Origin of the sequence: Flavobacterium sp. 140616W15 (assembly GCF_003668995.1) — a bacterium.
Lineage (GTDB): Bacteria > Bacteroidota > Bacteroidia > Flavobacteriales > Flavobacteriaceae > Flavobacterium.
Map to the genome: position 1 here is coordinate 4,507,401 of NZ_CP033068.1, position 26,385 is coordinate 4,533,785.

The following is a 26,385-nucleotide window of genomic DNA, read 5'->3' on the forward strand; positions in this document are numbered from 1 at the left end:
AAACCCGACTAGTTAATAGTCGGGTTTTGTTTTTTAATACCAGTCTCAGTTTTTAGTACCAGTTTTGGTACGGAACACCGTTACTGAATACTTTTATTTATTCATATTCTGCATTTCGAAAGTAAAAGTATCTAAATCTACTTTTTTATCTACTAATGAAAGTGCTTTTGCAATGATGTAGTTTACGTTTCCAGGAGTAAATCCTAGTGCTAATCCAAATCTTCTTAGCATAATTTCTTGACTGTCCCCCATTTGGTGATCTACGTGTACCATACGAGCCAAATCGTATAAACGCTCTAAACGTTGAGAATACAAATAAGGTGCGTTTATTGGGTGTTTCATTGGGTCAGCAAGAATCTCTTTGTATTCTTCGTCTGAAATTTCTAATCGAGAAGCTAACTTGTCTAAAAAGGCTTTTTCTTCTTGGTTTGTTTTTCCATCAGCAAGGGCTACGCGAACAATAGCCGAAAAGTGACCTTTATTTCTTAGTTTAAATTCGCTATCAAATAAATCTGAAAATGACATAATTAATTGGTTTTTTGTATCACAAAGATAAATCTATTTTTAAATTATTAATTTTAATTTTTTATAATTTTTACAATTCGAAAAACTGCAATTTTAACTTATTTTTATTTAATCATTTTGGAGTAGCAATCTACCATTTTCAAAATTAATCGTAAGTTTACAGACCCTTTATCAATTAAAATTAAAATACTCATGTCAGATTTTTGGATTTATTTTCAAATAGGATTAAAACACGTTCTAGATATTCATGCATACGATCACGTAATGTTTTTAATGGCTTTAACTATTCCTTATTCGTTTAAGGATTGGAAAAGAATTTTATTGCTTGTAACCGTTTTTACTGTTGGTCACACATTAGCATTATTACTTTCAGTTTATGGAGTTATTACTATCAAAGTAAATATTATCGAATTTTTAATTCCGATAACGATTTTAATAACAGCCTTTTTTAATTTTTTACAGCAGGGAAATCATCTAAAACAGAAAGTATTAATTTAGTATTTTTTATAACACTTTTCTTTGGAATAATTCATGGATTAGGATTCTCTAATTATTTTAAAACAATATTAGGAGGAAGTCCAATATCAAAATTGTTGCCTTTGGGAGAATTTGCATTGGGGATTGAGGCAGCTCAAATTATTGTAGTTTTTGTAGTTTTAATAATCTCATATATTGTTCAAACAATTTTTCGTTTTTCAAAACGTGATTGGACTTTAGCTATGTCGGCTTTTATAATAGGAGTTGTAATTCCGATGGTTATTGAGAGCGAAATATGGAATAGATAAAAATGGAAAAAGAAAAATTAAATAGATACGACAAAGCATATTTGCGAATAGCAAAAGAATGGAGTCTGTTGTCATATTGCAAACGCAAGCAAGTTGGTGCAATTATCGTAAAAGACCGAATGATTATCTCAGATGGTTACAATGGTACACCATCTGGATTTGGGAATTGTTGCGAGGACGAAGAGGGGTTAACGCGCTGGGATGTTTTGCATGCTGAAGCTAATGCTATTTTAAAAGTAGCGCGATCAACTCAATCTTGCGAAGGAGCAACGTTGTACATAACGCTTTCGCCTTGTAAAGAATGTAGTAAGTTGATTCATCAATCGGGAATAAAAAGAGTAGTCTACCAAAACGGATATCGTGATGATGCCGGAATCGAGTTTTTAATAAAAGCAGGTGTAGAAGTAGAGCATATTCCTGTATTAGAAGAGTAGAAGGTTGCTGTAATTTAAGAAGGCAGGATTACTTATGAAGAATACATTAGTTTGTTCTCATAAAACAAATATTAGCTACATATGAAATTCAATACTAAATATTTACCAATAGTTATTGGAGCAGCTTTGGCTCTAGGAACTGTACTTGGAAGCTTATTAAGCACACCAGCACAGGATCAATTTTTGGCTAAAAACAACTCAAAGAATAAGCTGAATAAATTAATTGATTTCATTAATAATGAGTATGTTGATAGTGTAAATACAGATTCTATTGTTAATCTTACAGTCGATAATATTCTGTCAAAATTAGATCCTCATTCCGTTTATATTCCACCAAGTGAATTAGCAGAAGTTGCTGAGAGTATGAAAGGTGATTTTGTTGGAATTGGTGTGAATTTTTATATGTACAGAGATTCTGTGGCAATAATAAAACCAATAGAAAATGGACCTTCGGCAAAAGCAGGAATTCTGGCTGGAGATAGGATTTTATATGTTGGAAAAACTAAATTATTCGGGCGAAAACTTCCGTCAGATAGTTTATTTGCTAAATTAAAAGGAAAAAAAGGAACAGAGATAGAACTTACGGTTTATCGAAAATCAGAACAAAAGAAATTAAAAGTTAAAATAAAAAGAGATATTATTCCTATAAAGAGTGTTGATGTGTCTATTTTATTGGATAAAAACACGGGTTATATAAAGATAAACCGTTTTGCTGAAACAACTTACGCAGAATTTAAATCAGGCTTAACCAAGCTAAAGAAAAAGGGGATTCAGTCGTTAATTATCGATCTTCGTGACAACGGAGGAGGCTATATGGAAGAAGCCGTTGCAATTGCTGATGAATTCTTGAAAGACAAACAGCTTATCGTTTTTACTAAAAATAAGAATGGAGATATAGAAAAGACATATGCTACAGGAAAGGGTAGTTTTGAAAATGGTAAAGTATCAGTATTGATTAATGAAAACAGTGCTTCGGCCAGTGAAATTTTAGCAGGGGCAATTCAGGATAACGACAGAGGAAATATAATAGGCCGTCGTTCGTTTGGAAAAGGATTGGTACAACGCGAAATGGATTTTAATGATGGATCGGCAGTTCGATTAACAGTTGCAAGATATTACACCCCAACTGGACGTTCTATACAAAAACCATATGACCATGGAAATGAAGATTATTTTAAAGAATCCGATTCTCGTTTTAGTAATGGAGAATTATATAGTAAGGACAGTATTAAGGTTGTCGATTCGTTAAAATATAAAACGCCAAAAGGTAAAATTGTTTATGGTGGTGGCGGTATTGTGCCAGATGTTTTTGTGCCTATCGAAATAGAACATGGCACTGAAGGTGCTGCTTATTTATTGCAAACTGGAATTGTTGGACATTTTGTTTTTGAACAATTGGATAAAAATAGAAAAGCATTTTCGGGATTGAATTACCAAGAATTTGTTGTGAAAATGAAGTCAACAGATGAATATTTTAATTCTTTCCAGAAGTATCTTCTTAAAAATGGATTGAATTTAAAATTAGAAAAAAACAAAGCAATAATTAATCGTTATATTACGGCCGAATTTGCCAGACAATTGTATGGTGAGATTTATTACTACGATGTCATTCTTAAAAATGATGCAATGATTAAGGCTGTTTTGAATCAGAAAAAATAATTCTAATTTTTTTAAAATGGAAATAAATACTATTGTAAATGCTGAAATCGAGCTATTAACTGCTGTTAAAAATGCAGATGTTTTGGCTCTGGAAAAATTTCTTCACGATGATTTGTTGTTTAATTTACCAGATGGACAAACAATCACTAAGGAGATCGATTTAGATTCATATCGTTCAGGTAAAATGGAAATCGAAGTACTAGAAGCATCAGATCAAATTATTAGTGTAATTGGTGATACTGCTGTTGTAGGAGTCACTGTTTTATTAAGAGGGAAATATGATGATAAGCCCTTAGATGGAATTTTTAGATACGGTAGAGTTTGGAAACAATTTGATGAGAATGTAAGAGTTATTGCTGGTAGCTGTGTGCAATTGAAGTAGAATTAGTAATAGTTCAATGGTAAAATATAAAAGATGAGAAATGCCAAAAAAATAAGTTTCCTGTTGGTCTTAATGGCTTTTGTAATTTCTTGTGCTACTATGAAAGACAAGGATACTATTTCAGGGAAAGTTGAATCTATTGAGTTTGGTAAAGATGGATATACTGCTAAGATTAAGTCAGATAAAAATGAAATTTATTATGCTACAATAAGTATTGTAAATCTTGGCGGTCCAGAAAACTACAAGAAATTAAAAGAAGGAGATGAGGTTTTCTTAAAAGGAGATATTTGGAAAACCGATACGGAGAAACATATAAAAGTAAAAGAAATTGTTTCTGTAAAATAAGTTAGCACTAAAACATTAAAAATTTTGAATCATTAAGAGATTAAGTTTATAAAGCGCCTAAAGTTTAATCTTTCTTAATCTCTTAATGGTTAAAATAAAAAAAACTGATGTTTTAAAAGATTATCGCGTACTATCGTGCGCATGAGTCTGTACACCGTTATTCCATAGCGTTAAGATGTCGGTAGCAACGGCAGCACCACTTCCTGCGGCAATAGATAGTTGGCTTCTCCAGCCAGCCAGAGTACCAATAACATAGACTCCTTCAGTAACTTTGTGATCAATGTTTTTTAACTGAATTCGTTGTTTTTCGGGAAGTGCTTTTTTGTGGGGTTCAATATATTGAGTTAAACCTTCGATAGCAAAAGTATTTGCAGAACCAATTCCAACAACTATTATTTTAGTTTTGTATGTGCTTTTGTTGGTGGTAATTAAAAACTCAGGATATTCACCTTCGATTTTTATTACTTTTTCATTTGGTATTTGTGTAATATGTGGGTATTCCTGATTTAGATGCTCAGTACTTTCAGATAATAATTCAGAACCTAATTTTCCAGGTGGAATACCGTAAGCATTGTTGAAAAGAGCATCTTGGAGAGAAGAGCTTTTTTGATGCGTAAAAACCCCAATTTTTTTATCAATGGCAAAAGGTTTGTTTTGTGCAGATCCTAAAACAAGTGCACAGGACATACTTGATACGCCACCGCCAATAATTAAAACGTCAAACATATTACTGTTGATCGTTCATTTTTTCTTCTATTTTTTTAGAAATTCTAAAAATCAAAAGAATTAGTACGGCACAAAATGAAGCAGCGATTCCAATAAAAGCTACCATGCTGTCTCCTTGTAGGGGATTTTGAAAATCCAGCAAAGTAATATTGAAAATAATCAAGGCTAATGCTAAAAGCACTAATATGGAAGTAAAAATTTTCATAGTATAACTATTTATTTCTAAATGATTAAAAGAAGTATTTAAAAGTCGAAAATATTGTTTTGGAGTTTCCGCAAACGAGAATTTCTATTTTTAAGTATTTCTAGAGGGTAAATTTATGAAAATTAATTTTAGACAAACAAACCTTTAACATTAGCTGCGAATAATTTAACAGCAATAGCCAAAAGTACGACTCCAAATGTCTTACGAACCACGCCAAGTCCGTTTTTTCCTAGCATTTTTTCGATTTTTGAAGATGATTTTAAAACAATATATACAAGAGTTATATTAAGTATAATTGCGATTACAATATTTATAGTGTGAAACTGTGAACGTAATGAAAGTAGCGTGGTCATCGTTCCGGCTCCTGCGATTAAAGGAAAGGCTAGCGGAACAATAGATGCGGAACTAGCTTCTTCATCACGATATATATGGATTCCTAATATCATTTCTAAAGCAAGAAAAAACAAGACAAAAGATCCTGCTACAGCAAAAGAATGTACATCGATACCGATTATTTTTAAGAATCCTTCTCCAATAAAAAGGAAGATGATCATTATTAAACCAGCAACTATTGATGCTTTTTCGGATTCTATATGTCCAACTTTTGACCTTAGGTTAACAATAATAGGAATAGAACCAACAATATCAATTACAGCAAAGAGTACCATTCCGACAGTAATTATTTCTTTTAAGTCTATTTCTAGCATTTGTTTTTATTTAAGAGTTAAACATGGGCAAAGGTAAAAAATAAATGGATTTTTTTAACAAATTAGCTTCAATCTGTTATTTTTTGTTATAAAAATGCGTTTTCATGGCTCCTGTGTGATCTTTGTAACAAGATGCGGTTTTGTTTCGTTAATTAGGTAGTAAGAATTGAAACGCTTTTTTTTGGTTCATTTTATCTTACCGGCATCGAGATAGATTGATTACCTTTGCATTTTATAATTCAGTACACTATATATCATGTTTCAATTAGGAAAAACTATCATTTCTGAGGATATTCTTGAAAAAGAATTTGTTTGTAATTTATCTGCTTGCAAAGGTGCTTGCTGTGTCGATGGCGACGCTGGGGCTCCGTTAAGCGAAGAAGAGACGAAGATTTTGGAGGAAATTTATCCAAAAGTAAAGCCGTTTTTACGTAAAGAAGGAATTGCTGCTATCGAAGCACAAGGAGCTTGGATTAAAGGTACTGATGGTGATCTTGAAACACCATTGATTGATAATAAAGATTGTGCATATGTGATTTTCGATGGAAAAACTGCGCTTTGTGGTATCGAACAAGCATATAATCAAGGAATCGTAAGCTGGAAAAAGCCAGTTTCATGTCATTTGTATCCAATTAGAGTAAAAGATTTTACCGAGTTTGCAGCAGTAAATTATGATAAATGGGATATTTGCGACGCAGCCTGTTCTTTAGGTAAAGAGCTTGAGGTTCCTGTTTATAAATTTGTTAAAGAAGCTTTAATTCGCAAGTTTGGTGAAGATTGGTATGCGGAGCTTGAAAAAGTTGCACATGACCTAAAGCGCTCTTAAGATTTAACTTATTTTCCATAATTAAATAAGCCTAGGATTACAATAAAAAGAATTGCAAATTATTTTAAAAATAGATTTTAAAATTTTATAAATAAGTCTTGCATTTTATTTTAAAAATCCTATATTTTACGGTTGTTAATGTGAATTTGGCAAGATTTAACTATTTCATTTTCAGTAAGTTAATAATTGTATGAAAATTATTCTGTTTTTAGCGCTTTGTTAAAAACTAGAGCCGATTGTGAATAAGTTTGGCTTTTATTTTAGCCAACAAATGACAATCTTTGTAGTCTACAGAAATGGATGAAAATTCATTGATTTTTTTTAAAATAAAACACAACAACAATGTCACAAGTCGAACCAATTTTACAAGAAAATAAGAACCGTTTCGTAATTTTTCCAATCAAACACCATGACATTTGGGATTGGTATAAGAAGATGGAAGCGAGTTTTTGGACTGCTGAGGAAATTGATTTACATCAAGACTTGAATGATTGGAATAACAAGTTGTCAGATGATGAAAGATATTTCGTTAAGCACATATTAGCATTCTTTGCTGCATCAGACGGAATCGTAAATGAAAACCTTGCTGAGAACTTTGTAAACGAAGTACAATATGCAGAGGCTAAATTTTTCTATGGTTTTCAAATCATGATGGAAAATATTCATAGCGAAACGTATTCACTTCTTATTGATACTTATGTAAAAGATGAAGCTGAAAAAGATCAGTTGTTTAATGCGCTAGATGTTTTTCCTGCAATTGCAAAGAAAGCAAATTGGGCACTAAAATGGATCGAGTCTGATTCGTTTGCGGAGCGTTTAATTGCTTTTGCAGCGGTAGAAGGGATATTCTTCTCAGGTGCTTTCTGTTCTATTTTCTGGTTGAAAAAACGCGGTTTAATGCCAGGTTTGACATTCTCAAACGAATTAATTTCTCGTGATGAAGGAGTTCATTGTGATTTTGCAGTGCATTTACACAATCACCACTTAATAAACAAAGTTCCAAAAGATAGAATCAAAGAAATTATTGTTGATGCTTTAGATATCGAGAGAGAATTTGTAACAGAATCTCTTCCTGTAAGTTTAATTGGTATGAATGCAGTTTTAATGACGCAATATTTAGAATTTGTTGCGGATAGATTACTTGTTGAGCTAGGTTGCGACCGAGTTTATGGCTCATCAAATCCGTTTGACTTTATGGACATGATCTCACTTCAAGGAAAAACTAATTTCTTTGAAAAAAGAGTTTCAGAATATCAAAAAGCAGGAGTGATGAATAGCAGCTCAGCTGGAGATAGCGATTCGCAAAAAATTAGCTTTGATGCAGATTTTTAGACGACTGTAGATTTTAGTGAACCACGCACTAAGATAAAAAAATTAAGAAACGAGGGTTTCTATAACTAAACAATTTAAAGGTTGGATCTCTTTTCCCAAATCGAAGATTCAAATGGTATTACTGACTAATTTTTGATCTATATTTTTAGATTAAGAACAGGCAAACTATTGGGAAGCTACTAACTCCTAAATTAATTATAAAACACACAATGTTTAAGTGCGGGAATTCATTATTTCTGTGTCTTTCATTTTTTCAATAACAATAAAAAAGTAAGCTTATGTACGTAATAAAGAGAGATGGTCGTAAGGAGCCAGTAATGTTTGATAAGATTACAGACAGAATCAAAAAATTGTGTTACGGGTTAAATGAACTTGTAGATCCTGTTAAGGTAGCCATGCGCGTTATTGAGGGATTGTATGATGGAGTTTCGACTTCAGAGCTGGATAATCTTGCTGCCGAAACTGCGGCTTCTATGACTATTGCGCATCCAGATTATGCTCAATTAGCTGCTCGTATCGCTGTTTCTAATTTACATTCTAATACGACAAAATCTTTCTCAGAGACGATGACGGATATGTATAATTATGTTAATCCAAGAACAGGAAAAGAAGCTCCTTTGTTAGCAGATGATGTTTACGAAGTAATTAAGAAAAACTCACAGGTTCTAGATTCAACAATTATTTATAACCGTGATTTTAATTACGATTATTTTGGATTTAAAACTTTAGAACGTTCTTATTTATTAAAAATAAACGGGAAAATTGTAGAGAGACCACAACATATGTTGATGCGTGTTTCTATAGGGATCCATAAAGATGATATTGAGTCTGCGATTGAAACGTATGAATTAATGTCTAAAAAATTCTTTACTCACGCTACGCCAACATTATTTAATTCAGGAACGCCAAAACCACAAATGTCATCTTGTTTCTTATTAACAATGAAAGATGATAGTATTGATGGAATCTACGATACGTTAAAACAAACAGCTAAGATTTCACAATCTGCAGGAGGTATTGGTTTAGCAATACATAATGTAAGAGCAACTGGATCTTATATCAGTGGAACTAATGGAACTTCTAATGGTATTGTTCCAATGCTACGTGTGTATGATATGACAGCTCGTTATGTTGATCAAGGTGGAGGAAAACGTAAAGGAAGTTTTGCTATGTACATTGAGCCTTGGCATGCTGATATTTTTGATTTCTTAGATTTGAGAAAAAACCACGGTAAGGAAGAAATGAGAACACGTGATTTATTTCTTGGAATGTGGATTCCAGATTTATTCATGAAGAGAGTTCAAGAAGATACGACTTGGACATTAATGTGTCCTAATGAATGTCCAGGATTATCAGATGTACACAGCGAAGAATTCGACGCTTTGTATTTAAGTTATGAAGCAGCTGGAAAAGGAAGAAAAACAATCAAAGCAAGAGAAATTTGGGAAAAAATTCTTGAATCTCAAGTAGAAACTGGACTTCCGTATATGTTGTATAAAGATGCAGCAAATCGTAAATCAAACCAAAAGAATTTAGGAACAATCCGTTCATCGAATTTATGTACGGAAATTATTGAGTACACATCTCCGGATGAAGTTGCAGTTTGTAACCTAGCTTCGATTTCATTACCAATGTTTGTTGAGAATGGAAAATTTGATCATCAAAAATTATATGATGTTACTAAACGTGTAACATTCAACTTAAATAAGGTAATTGACAGAAACTATTATCCAGTAAAAGAAGCAGAGAATTCTAACGTTCGTCATAGACCGATTGGTTTAGGAGTTCAAGGACTTGCGGATGCTTTTATTATGTTAAGAATGCCATTTACAAGCGATGATGCAAAACAATTGAATCAAGAAATTTTTGAAACATTATATTTTGCTGCTGTAACTGCATCTATGGAATTGGCTAAAGTTGAAGGCGCATATTCTACATTTAAAGGGTCTCCAATGTCAAAAGGAGAATTCCAATACAATATGTGGGGAATGAAAGACGAAGAATTGTCAGGACGTTGGGACTGGGCTTCATTGCGTAAGGAAGTTGTTGAGCACGGTGTTCGTAACTCTTTATTAGTTGCGCCAATGCCTACTGCATCTACTTCTCAGATTTTAGGGAATAACGAAGCTTTTGAGCCATATACATCAAATATCTATACAAGAAGAACGCTTTCTGGAGAATTCATTGTAGTAAATAAACATTTACTCCATGATTTAGTAGAAAGAGGTTTGTGGAACGAAACATTGAAGCAAGAGATTATGCGTCATAATGGATCAGTTCAAAATATTGATGGAATTCCAGTTGATCTTAAAGAATTGTATAAAACAGTTTGGGAAATGTCTATGAAAGATATTTTAGATATGTCGCGTCAAAGAGGTTATTTTATTGACCAGTCGCAATCATTAAACTTGTTTATGCAAGATGCAAACTATTCTAAACTTACATCGATGCATTTCTATGCATGGCAATCAGGTTTAAAAACAGGAATGTATTACTTGAGAACAAAATCGGCTGTAGATGCAATTAAATTTACATTAAACAACGATAAAAAAGAAGAAATTGCACCAGTTGCTAAAGCACCGGTTGCAGTTTTAGCTCCAGAAGTTGAGCCAATAAACGTAGAGGATTATAAAGCAATGCTATTAAAAGCTCAAGCAGCAGGTCCAGATGATTGTGAAATGTGTGGATCGTAATGATTTTTTAGAAGAAAAAAAATAGAATAAAGAGGAAAGATTTATTCTTGGTTAATAGAAAGCAGTTATCGTAAGGTAGCTGCTTTTGTTTTTTACTGCATCTGTCATTTTTGTAATATTAAAGATTGTGTGAAGTGTTGTTTGAAAGTTTTTTCATCGGAAATTGTTTTGAAGTGAAAATTAATGAAATAATTGCGCTTGATGAATGGAAGAAAATAATTGTTTAAATTTGTAAAAAAGAATAGTAATGAGTTATCCGGTTTTACAAATTGCACATAAAATTATTGCACATACAGACGCTAGTCAGGGAGAGATTATTTCTAATTTAAAACTGCAAAAAATACTGTATTATATGCAGGGTTTTTTTATAGCTGTATATGATAAGAAATTATTTGAAGAAGAATTTGAAGCTTGGCAATATGGTCCTGTTGTGAGGGATATGTTTGACCATTTTAAAGATTTTGGTTCAGGAGCCATCACTCTAAATGAAGATGTGCAAATTATTGAATTGACTGAGGAAGAAAATGAATTGTTTAAGGAAGTAATGACTGAATTTGGGCAATTTTCTGCCATAAAGTTGATGGAAATGACACATGCAGAATTGCCATGGAAGAAAATTTTTCATGAAAACCCCCAAGGAGAAATCTCTTATGACTTGCTGAGAGAGTATTTTAAAACTCAAATCATCGAGTAGATGGGAAAAATTAAAAAGAGAGATATTAGGGAAAGTAAAATAACAGTTCCTACTCAAAATAATACTGAATTAAACTATCCAATTTTTTGCTTCAAGTATTTGCAGACAGAGCCTAATAAGGATTTTAAGTTTTATGCTGATTTTATTGAGAGATTAAAAAAGTTGTCTAATCTAACTTGGAATCAGATAAATGTAGCGCAAAAGCATGGCTTTGGAACCGAAAAAATACCTGTTAGACAAATAAAGCCAGACTTGCCTAAATTTGTTTCACCAGATGTAACAGATTTAACGGTTTTTAGAGCAAATGGAGATAATAGACCTTTTTTAGGATTAAGAAATCAGAATGTTTTTCATATAATATTCTTGGAAGAGAAGTTTGGAGACATCTACAATCACTAATTAGCAATTACTTAAATCGCATTTTAAGACCGATTTATTTAAATATCTTACAAAATTGAGCTTATTTGTTAAGAAATCCTTTTTTGTTTCATAAAAAGCATTATTTTTTTGGTGCGGTAAAAATAATTTATACATTCGCAGAGAATTTATTGAAAAACACAAACAAAATGTCAAGCAACCGTTTTTATTTTAGCAACTCTTTTTATTTCTTCTTTAGTAGAAGTGAGGATTGTGCTATGGTTATTTGAGAAAATTTAAAAGACAAATAAAACTAATATACAATCCTGATGCAAATCAGGATTTTTTTTTGAGTATATGACAACAAAAATTGCAATACAAGGTATTAAAGGTTCATTTCACCATCAAGTAGTGAATGAGTATTTCGTTGAAAACGTGGATATTGACGAGTGTTTGTCATTCGAGGAATTAATTGATAGCGTACTTTCTGGAAAATCAGATCAGGCTGTAATGGCTATCGAAAATTCAATTGCGGGACCAATTATTCCGAATTATGCTTTGATAGATAAGAATAATTTACACATAATTGGGGAGCATTATTTAAATATTTCTCAGAATTTAATGGGGTTAAAAGGTCAAAAAATAGAGGATATTACAGAGGTTCATTCGCATCCGATGGCATTATTACAATGTATGGATTTCTTGAAAAAATATCCAAATGTTAAATTGGTAGAGGATAAAGATACTGCTGAAACTGCAAGAAGAATTCAGGAAAAACAATTAACTGGAATCGCAGCAATTGCAAGTAAAACGGCTTCAATTATGTATGATTTAGAAATTTTGGCACCAGAAATTCAGACAATCAAAAACAACATGACTCGTTTTGTAATCATTAAGAAAGAAAATTCTTTTTTACCAAAAAATGAGATCAACAGAGCATCGATTAAATTCGAATTAAATCATAAACGTGGCAGTTTAGCAGCGGTTTTGAATGTAATGAGCGATTGCAAACTGAATTTAACAAAAATTCAATCGTTGCCAAAAATAGAGACACCTTGGAAATATTCATTTTTCGTAGATGTAACTTTTGAAGATTACGAAGATTATGCAAAGGCAAAATCACTAATTCAAATTATGGCTGAGTACTTTAAAGTTTTAGGTGAGTATAAAAACACAAAACCTTTAAGCGGGTCATAAGCTCAGAAAATCGAAAGTTAGAAAGTCAAAAGAAAAGTATAAAGCTTTCGGCTCAAAGCCCAAAGCTAATAAAATATAAAATTGAACCATGATTACAACAGCAAAAAGATTAGATGTCGTAGAAGAGTACTACTTTTCTTCAAAGCTTAGAGAAGTAAGACAACTACAATCAGAAGGCAAGCCAATTATCAATATGGGAATTGGAAGTCCAGATTTAAATCCTTCTAAAGCAGTTATCGAAGCAATAGTTTCGGCAATGCAAGATGAGAATGCACATCAATATCAAAGTTATCAGGGATTGCCAGAATTGAGAAAAGGAATGGCCGATTTTTATCAGAATAATTACAATGTTGCTTTAAACCCAACTAATGAAATTTTACCATTGATGGGATCTAAAGAAGGGATCATGCATATTTCATTGGCTTTCCTGAATGAAGGAGATCATGTTTTAATTCCGAATCCAGGATATCCAACATATACTTCGGTAACCAATTTGGTTGGAGCAGTTCCAGTTTATTATGACTTAAAAGAGAACACTAATTGGGAGCCAGATTTTGAAGCTTTAGAAAAATTAGATCTTTCGAAAGTAAAGATTATGTGGTTGGGCTACCCTCATATGCCTACTGGGGCAAGAGGAAGTTTAGAGTTATTTGAAAAATTGATTGCTTTTGCTAAAAAACATAACATTTTATTGATTAATGATAATCCGTATAGTTTTGTTTTAAATGATAAACCAATGAGTTTATTACAAGTTGAAGGAGCAAAGGATGTAGCATTAGAACTGAATTCACTGAGTAAGACCTTTAATATGGCAGGATGGAGAGTTGGGATGGTTTTAGGAAATCCTGAAATTATAGATGCTGTCTTGAAAGTAAAAAGTAATATGGACAGCGGTATGTTTTACGGAATCCAGAAAGGAGCAATTGCAGCGTTAAATTGTGATGAATCATGGTTTGAAGATCAAAATAAGATTTACAGACGCCGTCGTGAATTAACAGAAAAGTTAGCAGAAAAGTTAGACTGCAAAGTTTATAAAGAAGGAGTTGGACTTTTTGTTTGGGCAAAACTTCCGGAAGGAATTGAATCATCAGAAAAGTTCATTGACCAAATATTATATGAGAAACATATTTTCATAACGCCAGGAACAATTTTTGGTAGCAATGGTGAAGGATATATCAGATTCTCGTTGTGTGTGAAAGAAGAAAAAGTACAAGAGGCAATAGATAGATTTTAGATTGCCAGGTTGAGCGGAGTCGAAACCCTTTTGGTTTTCATAAGCCTTCGACTCCGCTCAGGATGACAGAATTTTAAATCTAGCACGAAAAGATCTTGAAAAAATGAAAAATTTAGCCCTGATGGGAGCGGTATCCTTTTTATAGCTTCTTTAGCTAGAAAAAGATAGAGCCGGACAGCAGGCCCCGATAGCTATCGGGAAGCTTCAAATAAAAAATAAAAAATGAATATACACGTAATAGGAATAGGGTTAATAGGAGGTTCAATGGTTTTAGATATCAAAGAATTATATCCAAATGCTACTATTTACGGAATTGATAATAACGAAGCGCATCTGCAAGAAGCAATTGCGTTAGGAGTTATCGATAAAGCGTCGACTTTCGATGATTTGGGAACTGCTGATTTTGTGATTGTTTCAGTTCCTGTAGATGTTGCGCTTACCGTTTTGCCTAAAGTTCTGGATGTAATTGGAGAGAATACAATTGTTTTTGAAGTAGGTTCTACTAAAAAACCAATTTGTGAGGCAGTTGCGAATCATCCGAGAAGAAGAAACTTTATTGCTACTCATCCGATTGCAGGAACAGAGTTCTCCGGACCTTCCGCAGCAATAAAAGGGCTTTTTAAAGGTAAAACGAATATTATTTGCGAGGTGGAGAAAACCACTTTTAAATTACAGGAAAAGGCTTTACAGCTTTTTACAGCAATAGGAATGCGCATACGATATATGGATCCAACATCGCATGATAAACATATTGCTTATGTGTCGCATTTGTCTCATATAAGTTCATTTATGCTAGGAAAGACAGTCATTAATAAGGAGAAAGACGAACAAGATATTTTTGATATGGCGGGAAGTGGATTTGAAAGTACCGTTCGTTTGGCAAAAAGTTCACCAGCAATGTGGACGCCAATTTTTAAACAAAATAAAAAACAGGTAATCGAAACCCTGGAAGAATATATACTAAATCTTACCCAGTTTAAAGACTTACTGGTTGCAGATGATTATAATGCCATTTATGAGGAAATGGAAAGTGTGAACAAAATAAAAGAAATATTAAACGGAATTACTACTAAAAAATAAACTAAAGAAAAGATGGAAAATAAGAAAGAAATGAGAAATTGGTTAGAGGCATTCAAATTAGATCATCCGCTAGTAATAGCAGGACCTTGTAGTGCTGAAACTGAAGAGCAAGTGTTAAAAATTGCACATGAATTAAAAGATTCTGATGTGAGTATATTCAGAGCTGGAATCTGGAAACCAAGAACACGTCCAGGAGGATTTGAGGGTGTAGGAGAAATTGGATTGAAATGGTTACAAAAAGCTAAAGCTGAAACTGGTTTATTAATGGGAACTGAAGTTGCAACTGCAGCACATTGTAAATTGGCTTTAGAGCATGATATTGATGTTTTATGGGTTGGAGCTCGTACAACAGCAAACCCATTTGCAGTTCAGGAAATTGCAGATACGCTAAAAGGAACAGATAAAATAGTTTTGATTAAAAATCCTGTTAACCCAGATTTATCTTTGTGGTTAGGTGGTGTAGAGCGTTTACATATGGCTGGAATCGAAAAACTAGGTGTAATACACAGAGGGTTTTCGACTTATGAAAAAACAAAATACAGAAACATTCCAGAATGGCAGATTGCTATCGAATTACAAAATAAATTCCCTGATTTACCTTTAATTATTGATCCATCTCATATTACAGGAGATCGTAAAATGATTCTTGAAGTGACGCAAGAAGCTTTAGATTTAAATTATGATGGTATGATTATCGAAACTCATACTGATCCGGATAATGCTTGGAGTGATGCTGCACAACAAGTTACACCAGATGCTTTGAAACAAATTTTCAAAGATTTGAGAGTAAGAAAAACGGATGATAAAACAGATGAATATAGCCAAAAAATGTCGAAATTAAGAGCTAATATCGATGTCTTAGATGCTAATTTATTAGATTTATTAGGAAAACGTATGAAAGTTGCTGACGAAATTGGTCAGGTGAAAAAAGATGCAAACGTTGCTATTCTTCAAAACAACCGTTGGAATGAAATTTTAGGAAAAATGATTCTTGAAGGGGAGAAAAAAGGATTGTCAGAAGAATTTGTACTTAAAATGTTCAAAGCAATTCACCAAGAAAGTATTAGTCACCAAGAGAGAATTCTTAACGCATAATCTGTTTTAAACCATATAAGAGGTATAAGTTCATATAAGGATTTGTAAGCATTAAACTTAAATGTTTTTATATTAATTGAATGGTAAATAATTCTCGAAAACAGAATCTCCATCGCTTTTAAGAAAGTGGTGGGGATTTTTTAATTTATACTTGAGGTTAAAAACTTTGAACTTTAAACTTTAAACGAAAAACAATCATTTATCTTTGCAAAGATTTTGGTTTTGAATCTAAAAACTAAAATCAGAATATCTAAAATTAAAAAATGACAGGAACCGTTTACAAATCTACAGGGAGTTGGTACACCGTAAAATCCGAAAGTGGCGATTTTATAGAGTGTAGAATGAAAGGAAAGTTTAGGATGAAAGGTATTAAGAGTACCAATCCTATAGCTGTAGGCGACGTTGTGGATTATGAACTCGAAGAAAGTTCAGATACTGTAACAGGAACGATTCATAATATTCACGAAAGAAAGAATTATATTGTTCGTAAATCCGTGAATTTATCTCATCAGATGCATATTATTGCATCTAATATTGATTGTGTATTTTTATTAGTAACAATTAATAATCCACCAACAACATTTAATTTTATCGACCGTTTCTTGGTTACAGCTGAGGCATATGGTATCGAAACTATTTTGATTTTTAATAAAATTGATACGTTTGATGAAGCCACGCTTGATGAACAATTGTATATGCAATATGTATACGAGCAAATAGGGTACAAATGTTTGCGTATTTCATCAACAGAAGGAAAAGGTGTTGAAGAGTTAAAAGGAATGATGATTGGTAAGGTAACAATGTTCTCTGGGCATTCAGGGGTTGGTAAGTCAACTCTTGTAAATGCTATGGAACCTAGTTTGCATCTTAAAACAAAAACGATTTCGACAGCGAGTAAACAAGGACAGCATACAACAACATTTGCAGAAATGTTTGACCTGTCTTTTGGTGCACGTATCATTGATACACCAGGTATTAAAGGTTTTGGGATTGTTGATATGGAAAAAGAAGAAGTGAGTGGTTATTTTCCTGAATTTTTTAAATTAAAAGATCAGTGTAAATTTAATAACTGCTTACATAAAGATGAACCTCATTGTGCTATAAAAGCTGCTTTGGAAAGAGATGAAATTGCTTGGTCACGTTATAATAGTTATCTTAAAATTTTAGAAGGCGAAGACGAACATTATCGTACAGATATTCATAATGAAGATCGCGCTGCCAGTGACGAAACAAGAAAGTAAAAATGGTTTAATGTCCGATGTCTTAAAGTTCATTTTATCTGAACTTTAAGTTTATTATAATTATTTCTACGAAATGAATTCACAATTTATAATTTATAATTCACCAGTATTTTGAGAGTTGTTCTTCAAAGAGTTTCTTCAGCTTCGGTAGTGGTTGATGATAATAAAGTAGCCGATATCCAAAATGGGTTACTTGTTTTTGTAGGTATTGAAGATGCCGATACACAAGAAGATATTGATTGGTTGGCTGGAAAAATAATCAAAATCAGAATCTTTAACGACGAAAATGATGTCATGAACTGTTCTGTTCAGGATATCAATGGCGAAATTATAGTTGTTAGCCAGTTTACACTTCATGCTGGAACAAAAAAAGGGAATCGTCCTTCATACATAAAAGCTTCTAAACCCGACATTGCAATTCCACTTTATGAAAATTTTGTGGCTACTTTAAAGAAGGAATTTGGAAGTAAAATTCAGACAGGAATTTTTGGTGCAGATATGAAAATCAGTCTGTTAAATGACGGCCCTGTGACAATAATTATAGATAGTAAAAACAGGGAGTAAAAAGAGTAAGTATTTGTTAAATATCTCTAAAAATGATATATATTTGGCGAAATTACTTATTAAATGAAATTGATTCTCCGTTTTTTATTTCTTGTTTTATTTTCATTTTCTTCTATTGCTCAAAAGGTTGAATATAACGCTATTGGTATTTCTGATAGTCTTAGGGAAAATGCAAATGCTGTTATCCGTTTAAATCAGATAGACATCGTGATTGCTTCTCAAAGAAGTATGAAAACGATACAAAAAAGAGTTATAACTGTTTTTAACGGAAAAGGTTTAAATGCTATTGATGCCATTGAGTATTATGATAAATCTACTACGGTTAAAAATATCGAAGCTACTGTGTATGATGCGCAAGGCAAAGAATTAAAGAAGATAAAACGTAGGGATTTTAGTGATGAAAGTGTAATAAGTGGAGGAACTATTTTCTCTGATAGTCGTTATATTTATTTAGATTACACACCAATTCAATATCCTTTTACTTTAGTATACGAAAGTGAAGTTGAAACTTCGGCAACTGCTTTTCTCCCTAAATGGTATCCTATTGACAATTATAATACAAGTGTAGAAAAAAGCATCTTGAATGTGACCTATCCTAATAATTTGGGATTCAAAAAAAAGAATTTCAATTGTCAGGATTTGATATAAAAAAGACTACAGATACAAATACTCAGATATCTTACGTAGCTACTAATATATTAGCTCAAAAAAATGAAGATTATAGTCCTTCATTTAATGAAATTTATCCTTATGTCATGATGGGGCTTGAAAGCTTTCATCTCGAAGGAGTAGATGGAAATGCAACCACATGGCAAGCTTTTGGGAAATGGTATGCGGATAAAATTTTATTAGGCACAACAATTTTGCCAGATGCAACCAAAACTAAAATAAAGGAATTGGTAGGTGATGAAAAAGATCCAGTGAAAAAAGCAAAAATTGTTTATGACTATGTACAAAAAAAATCAAGATATGTAAATATTGCCATTGGTATCGGTGGATGGAAACCAATGTTGGCTAATGATGTGGATCGTTTAGGTTATGGAGATTGCAAAGCATTAACAAACTATACAAAGGCGCTTTTAGAGGTGGTTGATGTTCCTTCTTATAATACAATTTTATATGGAGATAGTTCTAAAACTGATATAGATTCAGACTTTGTTTCTATGCAAGGAAATCATATGATGTTATCAATTCCTAATGGAGACAAGTATATTTGGCTTGAATGCACAAGTCAAGTTGATCCTTTTGGGTATCAAGGTACTTTTACAGATGATAGGAATGTCTTAATAATTAAGCCAGAAGGAGGGGAAATTGTTAGAACTAAGATTTATGAAGATAAAGGTAATACTCAAATAGCTAAAGGAGTTTATACTATTGATGAGAAAGGTGATTTTTTAGGTTCTATATCAATTGCTTCAGAAGGAGCTAGATACGGCTCTAAAGCAAGAGTTGAGACTTTGCTACCCAACGAAAAAGAGGCGTATTATAAAGAATATTGGAGTAATATTGATAATCTGAAATTAGTAAAAATAAACTTAAGTAATGATAAGGAAAATATTCGTTTCACTGAAGGTATTCAGCTAAGCGCAATAAATTATGGAAGGATTACTAATGACAAAATGATATTTCCGATAAATCCTTTTAATAGATATAATGGAAGTGTCAATCGTATCAGAAATAGGAAAACACCATTTCAGTTGCAGCGGGGTTATTTGTTTGCTAATGAAATTGAGATTAACCTTCCTGCTGGTTTTGCTATTGAATTTTTACCTTCAACTTTTGAATTAAAAGGTAAGTTCGGAGAATATAAAACAGAAATCATTAAAACGGACAACAATAAACTAATATATAAAAGGAAGATGCTTCTCAATAACGGGAAATATTCTAATAAAGAATACGATGAATATCGCCTTTTTATAGAGCAGATTAACAAAAATGATAATGCCAAAATTATACTAACCAAGAATTAACCTATGAAAATTAACCAATTAACTATCGTCTTTTTCGTTGTATTTTCTTTTTCGAAAATCACAGCACAAGAATTTAAATTAGGAAAAGTATCCGTCGCAGAATTAGAAGAAAAAGCACATGCTAAAGACACTTCAGCTGTTGCAGCAATCTTATATAGAAAGGGAGTTTCTCGTGTTGAATATAGCACGAATGAGGGGTTTGTAATGATGACTAATGTTGAATGTCGAATTAAAATTTATAAAAAAGAAGGGTACAATTGGGCAAATCAAAATGTATCCTATTATGTAGGAGATAAAATGTCGAGAGAAAGTGTTACTTTTTCGGATGCCGTAACTTATAATTTGGTTGCTGGTAAGATAGAAAAAGTAAAATTAAAAAGTGATGGTGTATTTGATGAGAATGTAGATAAATATCGTAATCAGAAAAAAATAACAATGCCTAATGTAAAAGAAGGATCTGTTATTGAGTATAAATACACTATAAAATCTCCAAGTATAGGATCAATGAGAGATTGGTATTTTCAAACCTCTATACCTGTAAATTATTCAGAATTCACAACACGTATTCCAGAGTATTATGTTTTTAATGCTAAGCAAAAAGGATATATTTTTCCAGTAGTTACAGTTGATAAAGAAACGGCTTCTATTGTGTTTGTAAATAAAGAAAGATCCGAGCCAGGGGGATTTGGATATGCAATGAAAACTACTTTTTCAAATGAAAAAGTAGATTATGTAGAAACTAAAACTACTTATATTGCTAAGAATTTACCAGCGATGAAAGAAGAAGGTTATGTTAATAATATATACAACTATACTTCGGCTATAGAGCATGAATTGTCTGTGAAGAAATTCCCAAATAAACCTGTTGAATTATTTTCTGCAGATTGGAATTCAGTTGTCAAAACAATATATAATTATGATAGTTTTGGGCCAGAATTAAATAAAACAGGATATTTTGAAGATGATTTAAAAGTGTTACTAACAAATGTAAATACTCAAGATGAGAAAATTAAGGCTATACTTAACTTTGTAAAATCGAGAGTTAACTGGAACGGATATTCTGATTACGGATGCGATAATGGAGTTAAAAAAGCTTATAAGGAGAAAACAGGTAATATAGCAGATATAAATCTTATGTTGACTGCTATGTTGCGTTTTTCAGGATTAAAAGCAAACCCAGTTTTAGTGAGTACTCGCTCTAACGGAATTGCAATGTTTCCTAATCGAACGGCTTTTAATTATGTAATTGCAGCTGTAGAAACGGATAAAGGTGTTATTTTGTTAGATGGGTCAAGTAAATTTTCTACTCCTAATATTTTGCCTTTTAGAGCTTTAAATTGGATGGGAAGATTAATACGTAAAGACGGAACTTCTGAGGAAGTTGATTTAATGCCTAATAAACAGTCATTTGATAATATCGCGATTAATTATAGTGTGACTCCAGAGGGAGGTGTCGTAGGTAAGACAAGAAGACAGTACACGGATTATAATGCAATGATATTTAGAAATAATGTTGATAATGTTAAAGAGGATTCTTACTTAGAAAAGTTAGAAAATGAGAATGACAAAATTGAAATAAGTGAATATAATAGATTAAACGAAAAAGAATTTGAGTTGCCTACTGTCGAAAATTTTTCATTTACAGGTTCTAATTTATGTGAAGTTATAGGTGGGAAAATTTATATAAGTCCAATGTTATTTTATACTCAAAAGGAAAACCCATTTAAGCAAGAAAAGAGAGAATATCCTGTAGATTATGGTTTTCCTTCATCTGATAAATATAATATAACAATTCAAATTCCTGATGGTTATATGGTAGAGTCACTTCCTGAGCCAGTTGCAATAGCTATGGAAGAGAATCTAGGGACTTTTAAATTTATGGCTGCTGTCAGTCAGAATACTTTACAATTGGTAGTTACACATCAGATAAATGCAGCCATTATACCAGCAGAATATTATTCGATGTTGCAAGGATATTACAAAGGAATGGTTGATAAAGTGAACGAAAAAATAGTTTTAAAAAGAATATAAAAAATGGATTTAAAAAACGCGCAACTAGATGTTGACACTTGGATAAAGGAACACGGAGTTAGATATTTTAATGAGCTAACCAATATGGCGCAGCTTACTGAGGAAGTAGGGGAAGTGGCTAGGATTATTGCACGTCGATATGGTGAGCAATCAGAAAAAGAAAGCGATAAGAACAAAGATCTTGGTGAAGAATTAGCCGATGTAGTTTTTGTAGTTTTATGTTTAGCAAATCAAACAGGAATTGATTTGCAGGCTGCTTTTGATAAAAAAATGGATTTAAAGTCTATTCGTGATAAAGACCGTCATAAAAACAACGATAAATTAAAATAATGTGATAAGTTAAGGTAAAGCTTTGGAGTATCCTTTTTTTAAAATAAATTTGCCAAAACGCATAAAAACAATCACCCTACAATGAATTTACTATTAAAAACATCTCAAGCTAATTTACAAGGACAAATTGCAGTAACTGGCTCCAAAAGCGAAACAAATCGATTGTTGTTGTTGCAGGCTTTGTTTCCCAATATTAGTTTAGCAAATACATCAAATTCTGATGATAGCGAAGTAATGCAAAAAGCATTAGTTGGTAATGAGGAAATAGTAGATATTCATCATGCAGGAACAGCAATGCGTTTTTTAACGGCATATTTTGCAGTTAATGAAGGTAGAGAAGTTGTAATGACAGGCTCAAGCAGAATGCAGGAACGCCCGATTAAGATTCTTGTTGAAGCTTTGGCTCAGTTAGGCGTAGAGATTTCATACTTAAAAGACGAAGGATATCCTCCAATTCGAATTAAAGGAAAGAGAATAACAGCCTCAAAAGTTACTTTAGCTGCCAACGTAAGTAGTCAGTATATATCAGCATTATTGCTTGTAGCACCTAAATTAGAAAATGGTTTAGAATTGACTTTAGAAGGAGAGATTACTTCTATACCTTATATTAAAATGACTTTGGCTCTGCTTAATGATTTAGAAATTCAGACTAGTTTTGAAGGAAATGTAATTAAAGTATATCCAAAAGCAGAGGTGGTTACAAAAGAAATGGTTGTTGAGTCAGATTGGAGTTCAGCTTCATACTTTTTTAGTTTGGTTGCTCTTGCTGATACAGCCTCGATCACCCTTAGTAGTTACAAAGAAGATAGCTTGCAAGGAGATTCTGCATTGACATCGATTTACGAGAAAATGGGAGTTCAAACTACATTTCAGGATAATAAAATGACTTTGGTAAAACAGACTGATTTTAAATTTGAAACTGTAAATTTCGAGCTAAACAATACTCCAGACATTGCGCAAACTATTGTAGTTACTTGTTTAGGTTTAGGGATAGGTTGTCATTTAACGGGTTTACATACTTTAAAAATTAAAGAAACAGACAGACTTGAAGCGTTAAGAATAGAACTAACTAAATTGGGAGCAGCTATTTCGGTTACCAATGATAGTTTAACACTTATTGCTACAAATGAGATTAATCCAAATGTAAAAATCGCTACTTATAATGACCATCGTATGGCGATGGCATTTGCTCCACTAGCATTAAAAGTGCCAATAATTATAGAAGAAGCAGGGGTGGTTTCTAAATCGTATCCAGATTTTTGGAAAGATTTAACAAATTTAGGATTTGAGACAGCAGAAATAGTTGCGTAATAATCAATGTTTACGGCTAAAAACAGGAATAAACTTTGAAGTTTGTAATTTTTAAACTAAATAAAAGCCAAAAGACTTGACAACGCCTATCTCACAGTCGTATATTTGCACTCTAAATAAATAGACTACATGAAATTATCTCATTTTCAATTTAATTTACCAAAAGAACTTTTAGCTGAATTTCCAGCTGAAAACAGAGATGAATCTCGTTTGATGGTAATTGATCGTAAAAAACAAACTATAGAGCACAAAATGTTCAAAGATGTAATCAATTACTTTGATGATGGTGATGTTCTTATTTTAAATAATACCAAAGTTTTTCCTGCTCGTCTGTACGGGAACAAAGAAAAAACTGGAGCAAGAATTGAAGTTTTCTTATTAAGAGAACTTAATTCAGAGCAACGCCTTTGGGATGTTTTGGTTGATCCAGCTCGTAAAATCCGTATCGGAAATAAATTATACTTTGGTGATGACGATTCGTTGGTTGCTGAGGTAATCGATAATACTACTTCTCGTGGTAGAACATTACGTTTCCTTTATGATGGTTCTTACGAAGAATTCAGAAATAAATTAACAGAACTTGGAGAAACTCCAATTCCTAAATATATCAGTAGAGACGTAACTCCAGAAGATGCTGAAAGATATCAAACGATATACGCTAAAGAAGAAGGAGCTGTTGCAGCACCAACTGCTGGACTGCATTTCTCAAAACACCTTTTGAAAAAACTAGAAATTAAAGGAATAAAATTTGCAGAAGTAACACTTCACGTAGGTTTAGGAACTTTTAATCCTGTTGAGGTTGAAGATTTATCAAAACACAAAATGGATTCAGAAGAGTTAATTATTACTCCAGAAGCTTGTGAAATTGTTAATAATGCAAAAGCAAAGAAAAAACGTATTTGTGCTGTAGGAACAACTTCAATGCGTGCTATTGAAAGTTCTGTTTCATCACAAAATACATTAAATCCTTTTGAAGGGTGGACAAATAAATTTATTTTCCCTCCTCATGATTTTAGTATTGCAAATTGTATGATTACAAATTTCCATACACCAAAATCAACATTATTAATGATGATTTCTGCATTTTGTGGACATGATTTAATGAAAAGAGCATATGATGAAGCTATAAAAGAAGGATATAAATTCTACTCTTATGGTGATGCAATGCTTATTATCTAAGAAATATACAATAAGGTTAATTCATAAGTCTCGCTAGTAATAGCGAGATTTTTTTTTGACTAATCTTTAACACAGGCTTATAGCTTTCTTTTTTTGTGTTAGGTCTTTTTTTTCTACATTTACCAAACAAAATTCAAACAATGACTTTCGAAAACACCCGCGAATTTGCTCAAAAGCTTGATTCACAAGATATATTAAATAAATATCAGGATGAATTTATTTTTCCTGAAGTGAATAATAAAAAGGTTATTTATTTTACTGGAAATTCTTTAGGATTGCAACCTAAACGTACAAAATCTTACGTTGATGAAGTAATGTCTGATTGGGCAAATCTAGCCGTTGAAGGCCATTTTTATGCTGAAAAACCTTGGTGGGATTATCAGGAACGTTTTGCTAAGCCACTTAGTAAAATTGTAGGAGCTTTGCCAAGTGAAGTTACTGTGATGAATACATTAACAGTTAACCTTCACTTATTGATGGTTTCTTTTTATAGACCAACAGCAACAAGATATAAGATTATTTGTGAAGAAAAAGCATTTCCATCAGATCAATATATGTTTCAAAGTCAGGTACATTTTCATGGCTATAAAACAGAAGATACTATTGTAGAAATTAAGCGTCGTGAAGGAGAGCACAATATCCGATTAGAAGATATTTTGGCAAAAATTGAAGAAGTAGGAGATGAATTGGCTTTGGTATTAATTGGAGGAGTGAATTATTACACAGGGCAAGTTTTTGATATGAAAACGATTACTGCAGCTGGGCAAAAAGTAGGAGCCAAAGTAGGTTGGGATTTAGCACATGCAGCAGGAAATATAAAATTAGAATTGCACGATTGGAATGTTGATTTCGCCGCTTGGTGTAGTTACAAATATATGAACTCAGGGCCAGGAAATGCATCTGGTTGCTTTGTGCACGAAAAACATCACAACAATCCAGATTTGCCACGTTTTGCAGGTTGGTGGGGACATAATAAAGAGCGACGTTTTAAAATGGAACCCAATTTTGATCCAGTTCATGGAGCAGATGGTTGGCAGATAAGTAATTTACCAGTATTATCTTTAGCACCTTACCTAGCATCAGTAGAAATGTTTGATGAAGTAGGAATGGATGCTCTAATTGCAAAAAGAGACACCATAACAGCTTATTTAGAGTTTATTCTACATGAAATAGATAAAGAAGTAAAAGGTAACTTTGAAGTTATTACTCCTGCTAACCCTAAGGAAAGAGCATCACAACTATCTGTGTTTTTGCATGGAGAAGGACGCAGTTTATTTGATTATTTAATGAAAAATGGTGCTATTACTGATTGGCGTGAACCTAACGTTATTCGTTTAGCTCCAGTTCCGTTGTATTGTTCTTTTGAAGATATGTATGAATTTGGACAAGTTTTAAAAAGAGGAATTTTAGAATAATCTAAATTTAAATAAATAAAATATTTTAAAGTCAGTTAATTCAAATGTTATGAGTTGGCTGACTTTTT

Annotated in this window: 26 protein-coding genes and 1 pseudogene; 23 read left to right on the forward strand and 4 right to left on the reverse strand. The window is 32.4% G+C overall.

Annotated elements, in window-relative coordinates; translation table 11 throughout:
- Positions 1 to 93: 93 nt before the first annotated feature.
- A complete protein-coding gene (locus EAG11_RS19770) occupies positions 94 to 525 on the reverse strand; it encodes a TerB family tellurite resistance protein (protein ID WP_129540694.1) in 432 nt (143 codons plus the stop codon).
- Positions 526 to 717: 192 nt separating this feature from the next.
- Here EAG11_RS19770 and EAG11_RS19775 point away from each other — a divergent pair.
- The 5 genes and pseudogenes from EAG11_RS19775 (at position 718) to EAG11_RS19795 (ending at position 4,130) form a co-directional block, all read left to right on the forward strand.
- Positions 718 to 1,310, forward strand: a pseudogene (locus tag EAG11_RS19775) (HupE/UreJ family protein).
- A 2-nt stretch (positions 1,311 to 1,312) separates the two neighbouring features.
- Positions 1,313 to 1,744, forward strand: a complete 432-nt coding sequence (locus EAG11_RS19780; protein WP_129540695.1) for a dCMP deaminase family protein — start codon at positions 1,313 to 1,315, stop codon at positions 1,742 to 1,744.
- Between the two features lie 81 nt (positions 1,745 to 1,825).
- Complete coding sequence (locus EAG11_RS19785; protein WP_129540696.1) at positions 1,826 to 3,403, forward strand: S41 family peptidase; 1,578 nt, start codon at positions 1,826 to 1,828, stop codon at positions 3,401 to 3,403.
- Positions 3,404 to 3,419: 16 nt separating this feature from the next.
- The gene (locus EAG11_RS19790) at positions 3,420 to 3,785 is read left to right on the forward strand and encodes a nuclear transport factor 2 family protein (RefSeq protein WP_129540697.1); all 366 of its coding nucleotides are present in this window, start codon (positions 3,420 to 3,422) and stop codon (positions 3,783 to 3,785) included.
- Positions 3,786 to 3,818: 33 nt separating this feature from the next.
- Positions 3,819 to 4,130: a hypothetical protein gene (locus tag EAG11_RS19795; RefSeq protein WP_129540698.1), complete on the forward strand. Its 312-nt coding sequence runs from the start codon at positions 3,819 to 3,821 to the stop codon at positions 4,128 to 4,130.
- Positions 4,131 to 4,250: 120 nt separating this feature from the next.
- Here EAG11_RS19795 and EAG11_RS19800 read toward each other — a convergent pair whose 3' ends face one another.
- The 3 genes from EAG11_RS19800 to EAG11_RS19810 form a co-directional block, all read right to left on the reverse strand.
- Positions 4,251 to 4,856, reverse strand: coding sequence for an FAD-dependent oxidoreductase (locus tag EAG11_RS19800; RefSeq protein ID WP_129540699.1), 606 nt, complete (start codon positions 4,854 to 4,856; stop codon positions 4,251 to 4,253).
- A 1-nt stretch (position 4,857) separates the two neighbouring features.
- Entirely contained in the window at positions 4,858 to 5,061 is a 204-nt protein-coding gene (locus EAG11_RS19805; protein ID WP_129540700.1) for a hypothetical protein, read from the reverse strand.
- Between the two features lie 128 nt (positions 5,062 to 5,189).
- Entirely contained in the window at positions 5,190 to 5,768 is a 579-nt protein-coding gene (locus EAG11_RS19810; protein ID WP_129540701.1) for a MarC family protein, read from the reverse strand.
- A gap of 256 nt (positions 5,769 to 6,024) precedes the next feature.
- On the opposite strand from EAG11_RS19810, the gene EAG11_RS19815 reads away from it, so the two are divergent.
- The 18 genes from EAG11_RS19815 to kynU all read left to right on the forward strand — a co-directional run bounded on the left by EAG11_RS19815 (position 6,025) and on the right by kynU (position 26,317).
- Positions 6,025 to 6,594 carry a DUF3109 family protein gene (locus tag EAG11_RS19815; protein WP_129540702.1) on the forward strand — a complete coding sequence of 190 codons (570 nt, stop codon included), beginning with the start codon at positions 6,025 to 6,027 and terminating at the stop codon, positions 6,592 to 6,594.
- Between the two features lie 342 nt (positions 6,595 to 6,936).
- A complete protein-coding gene (locus EAG11_RS19820; protein ID WP_129540703.1) occupies positions 6,937 to 7,926 on the forward strand; it encodes a ribonucleotide-diphosphate reductase subunit beta in 990 nt (329 codons plus the stop codon).
- Positions 7,927 to 8,204: 278 nt separating this feature from the next.
- A complete protein-coding gene (locus EAG11_RS19825; RefSeq protein ID WP_129540704.1) occupies positions 8,205 to 10,619 on the forward strand; it encodes a ribonucleoside-diphosphate reductase subunit alpha in 2,415 nt (804 codons plus the stop codon).
- A gap of 247 nt (positions 10,620 to 10,866) precedes the next feature.
- A complete protein-coding gene (locus tag EAG11_RS19830) occupies positions 10,867 to 11,313 on the forward strand; it encodes a Panacea domain-containing protein (RefSeq protein WP_129540705.1) in 447 nt (148 codons plus the stop codon).
- Entirely contained in the window at positions 11,314 to 11,712 is a 399-nt protein-coding gene (locus EAG11_RS19835) for a hypothetical protein (protein ID WP_230728089.1), read from the forward strand.
- Positions 11,713 to 12,027: 315 nt separating this feature from the next.
- Positions 12,028 to 12,867 (forward strand): prephenate dehydratase, encoded by an 840-nt coding sequence (locus tag EAG11_RS19840; RefSeq protein ID WP_129540706.1) that lies wholly within the window; start codon positions 12,028 to 12,030, stop codon positions 12,865 to 12,867.
- An 88-nt stretch (positions 12,868 to 12,955) separates the two neighbouring features.
- Entirely contained in the window at positions 12,956 to 14,101 is a 1,146-nt protein-coding gene (locus EAG11_RS19845; RefSeq protein ID WP_129540707.1) for a pyridoxal phosphate-dependent aminotransferase, read from the forward strand.
- Positions 14,102 to 14,323: 222 nt separating this feature from the next.
- Positions 14,324 to 15,181: a prephenate dehydrogenase gene (locus tag EAG11_RS19850; protein WP_129540708.1), complete on the forward strand. Its 858-nt coding sequence runs from the start codon at positions 14,324 to 14,326 to the stop codon at positions 15,179 to 15,181.
- Between the two features lie 12 nt (positions 15,182 to 15,193).
- Positions 15,194 to 16,276 (forward strand): bifunctional 3-deoxy-7-phosphoheptulonate synthase/chorismate mutase type II, encoded by a 1,083-nt coding sequence (locus EAG11_RS19855; protein WP_129540709.1) that lies wholly within the window; start codon positions 15,194 to 15,196, stop codon positions 16,274 to 16,276.
- A 263-nt stretch (positions 16,277 to 16,539) separates the two neighbouring features.
- Positions 16,540 to 17,517 (forward strand): ribosome small subunit-dependent GTPase A, encoded by a 978-nt coding sequence (rsgA, locus tag EAG11_RS19860; RefSeq protein ID WP_129540710.1) that lies wholly within the window; start codon positions 16,540 to 16,542, stop codon positions 17,515 to 17,517.
- Positions 17,518 to 17,628: 111 nt separating this feature from the next.
- Positions 17,629 to 18,081 (forward strand): D-aminoacyl-tRNA deacylase, encoded by a 453-nt coding sequence (dtd, locus tag EAG11_RS19865; RefSeq protein WP_129540711.1) that lies wholly within the window; start codon positions 17,629 to 17,631, stop codon positions 18,079 to 18,081.
- A gap of 63 nt (positions 18,082 to 18,144) precedes the next feature.
- Entirely contained in the window at positions 18,145 to 18,729 is a 585-nt protein-coding gene (locus EAG11_RS22500) for a DUF3857 domain-containing protein (protein ID WP_242499208.1), read from the forward strand.
- On the forward strand, positions 18,711 to 20,051 hold the full coding sequence (locus tag EAG11_RS19870; protein ID WP_242499209.1) for a DUF3857 domain-containing protein: 1,341 nt from the start codon (positions 18,711 to 18,713) through the stop codon (positions 20,049 to 20,051). Before EAG11_RS22500 ends, EAG11_RS19870 begins: the two co-directional genes overlap by 19 nt.
- A 3-nt stretch (positions 20,052 to 20,054) precedes the next feature.
- Positions 20,055 to 22,082: a DUF3857 domain-containing protein gene (locus tag EAG11_RS19875; RefSeq protein WP_129540712.1), complete on the forward strand. Its 2,028-nt coding sequence runs from the start codon at positions 20,055 to 20,057 to the stop codon at positions 22,080 to 22,082.
- A 3-nt stretch (positions 22,083 to 22,085) separates the two neighbouring features.
- On the forward strand, positions 22,086 to 22,412 hold the full coding sequence (locus tag EAG11_RS19880; RefSeq protein WP_041518431.1) for a nucleotide pyrophosphohydrolase: 327 nt from the start codon (positions 22,086 to 22,088) through the stop codon (positions 22,410 to 22,412).
- An 81-nt stretch (positions 22,413 to 22,493) separates the two neighbouring features.
- A complete protein-coding gene (locus EAG11_RS19885; protein ID WP_129540713.1) occupies positions 22,494 to 23,723 on the forward strand; it encodes a 3-phosphoshikimate 1-carboxyvinyltransferase in 1,230 nt (409 codons plus the stop codon).
- A 129-nt stretch (positions 23,724 to 23,852) separates the two neighbouring features.
- Positions 23,853 to 24,902, forward strand: a complete 1,050-nt coding sequence (gene queA, locus EAG11_RS19890) for a tRNA preQ1(34) S-adenosylmethionine ribosyltransferase-isomerase QueA (RefSeq protein ID WP_129540714.1) — start codon at positions 23,853 to 23,855, stop codon at positions 24,900 to 24,902.
- A gap of 140 nt (positions 24,903 to 25,042) precedes the next feature.
- Positions 25,043 to 26,317, forward strand: a complete 1,275-nt coding sequence (gene kynU, locus EAG11_RS19895; RefSeq protein ID WP_129540715.1) for a kynureninase — start codon at positions 25,043 to 25,045, stop codon at positions 26,315 to 26,317.
- Positions 26,318 to 26,385 lie beyond the last annotated feature (68 nt).

Coding starts and splice junctions, on each gene's coding strand:
- EAG11_RS19820 (WP_129540703.1), top strand. CDS start 6,937: ATGTCACAAGTCGAACCAATTTTACAAGAAAATAAGAACCGTTTCGTA.
- EAG11_RS19880 (WP_041518431.1), top strand. CDS start 22,086: ATGGATTTAAAAAACGCGCAACTAGATGTTGACACTTGGATAAAGGAA.
- EAG11_RS19845 (WP_129540707.1), top strand. CDS start 12,956: ATGATTACAACAGCAAAAAGATTAGATGTCGTAGAAGAGTACTACTTT.
- EAG11_RS19850 (WP_129540708.1), top strand. CDS start 14,324: ATGAATATACACGTAATAGGAATAGGGTTAATAGGAGGTTCAATGGTT.
- EAG11_RS19805 (WP_129540700.1), bottom strand. CDS start 5,061: ATGAAAATTTTTACTTCCATATTAGTGCTTTTAGCATTAGCCTTGATT.
- kynU (WP_129540715.1), top strand. CDS start 25,043: ATGACTTTCGAAAACACCCGCGAATTTGCTCAAAAGCTTGATTCACAA.
- EAG11_RS19830 (WP_129540705.1), top strand. CDS start 10,867: ATGAGTTATCCGGTTTTACAAATTGCACATAAAATTATTGCACATACA.
- EAG11_RS19810 (WP_129540701.1), bottom strand. CDS start 5,768: ATGCTAGAAATAGACTTAAAAGAAATAATTACTGTCGGAATGGTACTC.
- EAG11_RS19815 (WP_129540702.1), top strand. CDS start 6,025: ATGTTTCAATTAGGAAAAACTATCATTTCTGAGGATATTCTTGAAAAA.
- EAG11_RS19780 (WP_129540695.1), top strand. CDS start 1,313: ATGGAAAAAGAAAAATTAAATAGATACGACAAAGCATATTTGCGAATA.
- EAG11_RS19855 (WP_129540709.1), top strand. CDS start 15,194: ATGGAAAATAAGAAAGAAATGAGAAATTGGTTAGAGGCATTCAAATTA.
- queA (WP_129540714.1), top strand. CDS start 23,853: ATGAAATTATCTCATTTTCAATTTAATTTACCAAAAGAACTTTTAGCT.
- EAG11_RS19885 (WP_129540713.1), top strand. CDS start 22,494: ATGAATTTACTATTAAAAACATCTCAAGCTAATTTACAAGGACAAATT.
- EAG11_RS19840 (WP_129540706.1), top strand. CDS start 12,028: ATGACAACAAAAATTGCAATACAAGGTATTAAAGGTTCATTTCACCAT.
- EAG11_RS19825 (WP_129540704.1), top strand. CDS start 8,205: ATGTACGTAATAAAGAGAGATGGTCGTAAGGAGCCAGTAATGTTTGAT.
- EAG11_RS19835 (WP_230728089.1), top strand. CDS start 11,314: ATGGGAAAAATTAAAAAGAGAGATATTAGGGAAAGTAAAATAACAGTT.
- EAG11_RS19785 (WP_129540696.1), top strand. CDS start 1,826: ATGAAATTCAATACTAAATATTTACCAATAGTTATTGGAGCAGCTTTG.
- EAG11_RS19770 (WP_129540694.1), bottom strand. CDS start 525: ATGTCATTTTCAGATTTATTTGATAGCGAATTTAAACTAAGAAATAAA.
- EAG11_RS19795 (WP_129540698.1), top strand. CDS start 3,819: ATGAGAAATGCCAAAAAAATAAGTTTCCTGTTGGTCTTAATGGCTTTT.
- EAG11_RS22500 (WP_242499208.1), top strand. CDS start 18,145: ATGAAATTGATTCTCCGTTTTTTATTTCTTGTTTTATTTTCATTTTCT.
- rsgA (WP_129540710.1), top strand. CDS start 16,540: ATGACAGGAACCGTTTACAAATCTACAGGGAGTTGGTACACCGTAAAA.
- EAG11_RS19875 (WP_129540712.1), top strand. CDS start 20,055: ATGAAAATTAACCAATTAACTATCGTCTTTTTCGTTGTATTTTCTTTT.
- EAG11_RS19800 (WP_129540699.1), bottom strand. CDS start 4,856: ATGTTTGACGTTTTAATTATTGGCGGTGGCGTATCAAGTATGTCCTGT.
- EAG11_RS19790 (WP_129540697.1), top strand. CDS start 3,420: ATGGAAATAAATACTATTGTAAATGCTGAAATCGAGCTATTAACTGCT.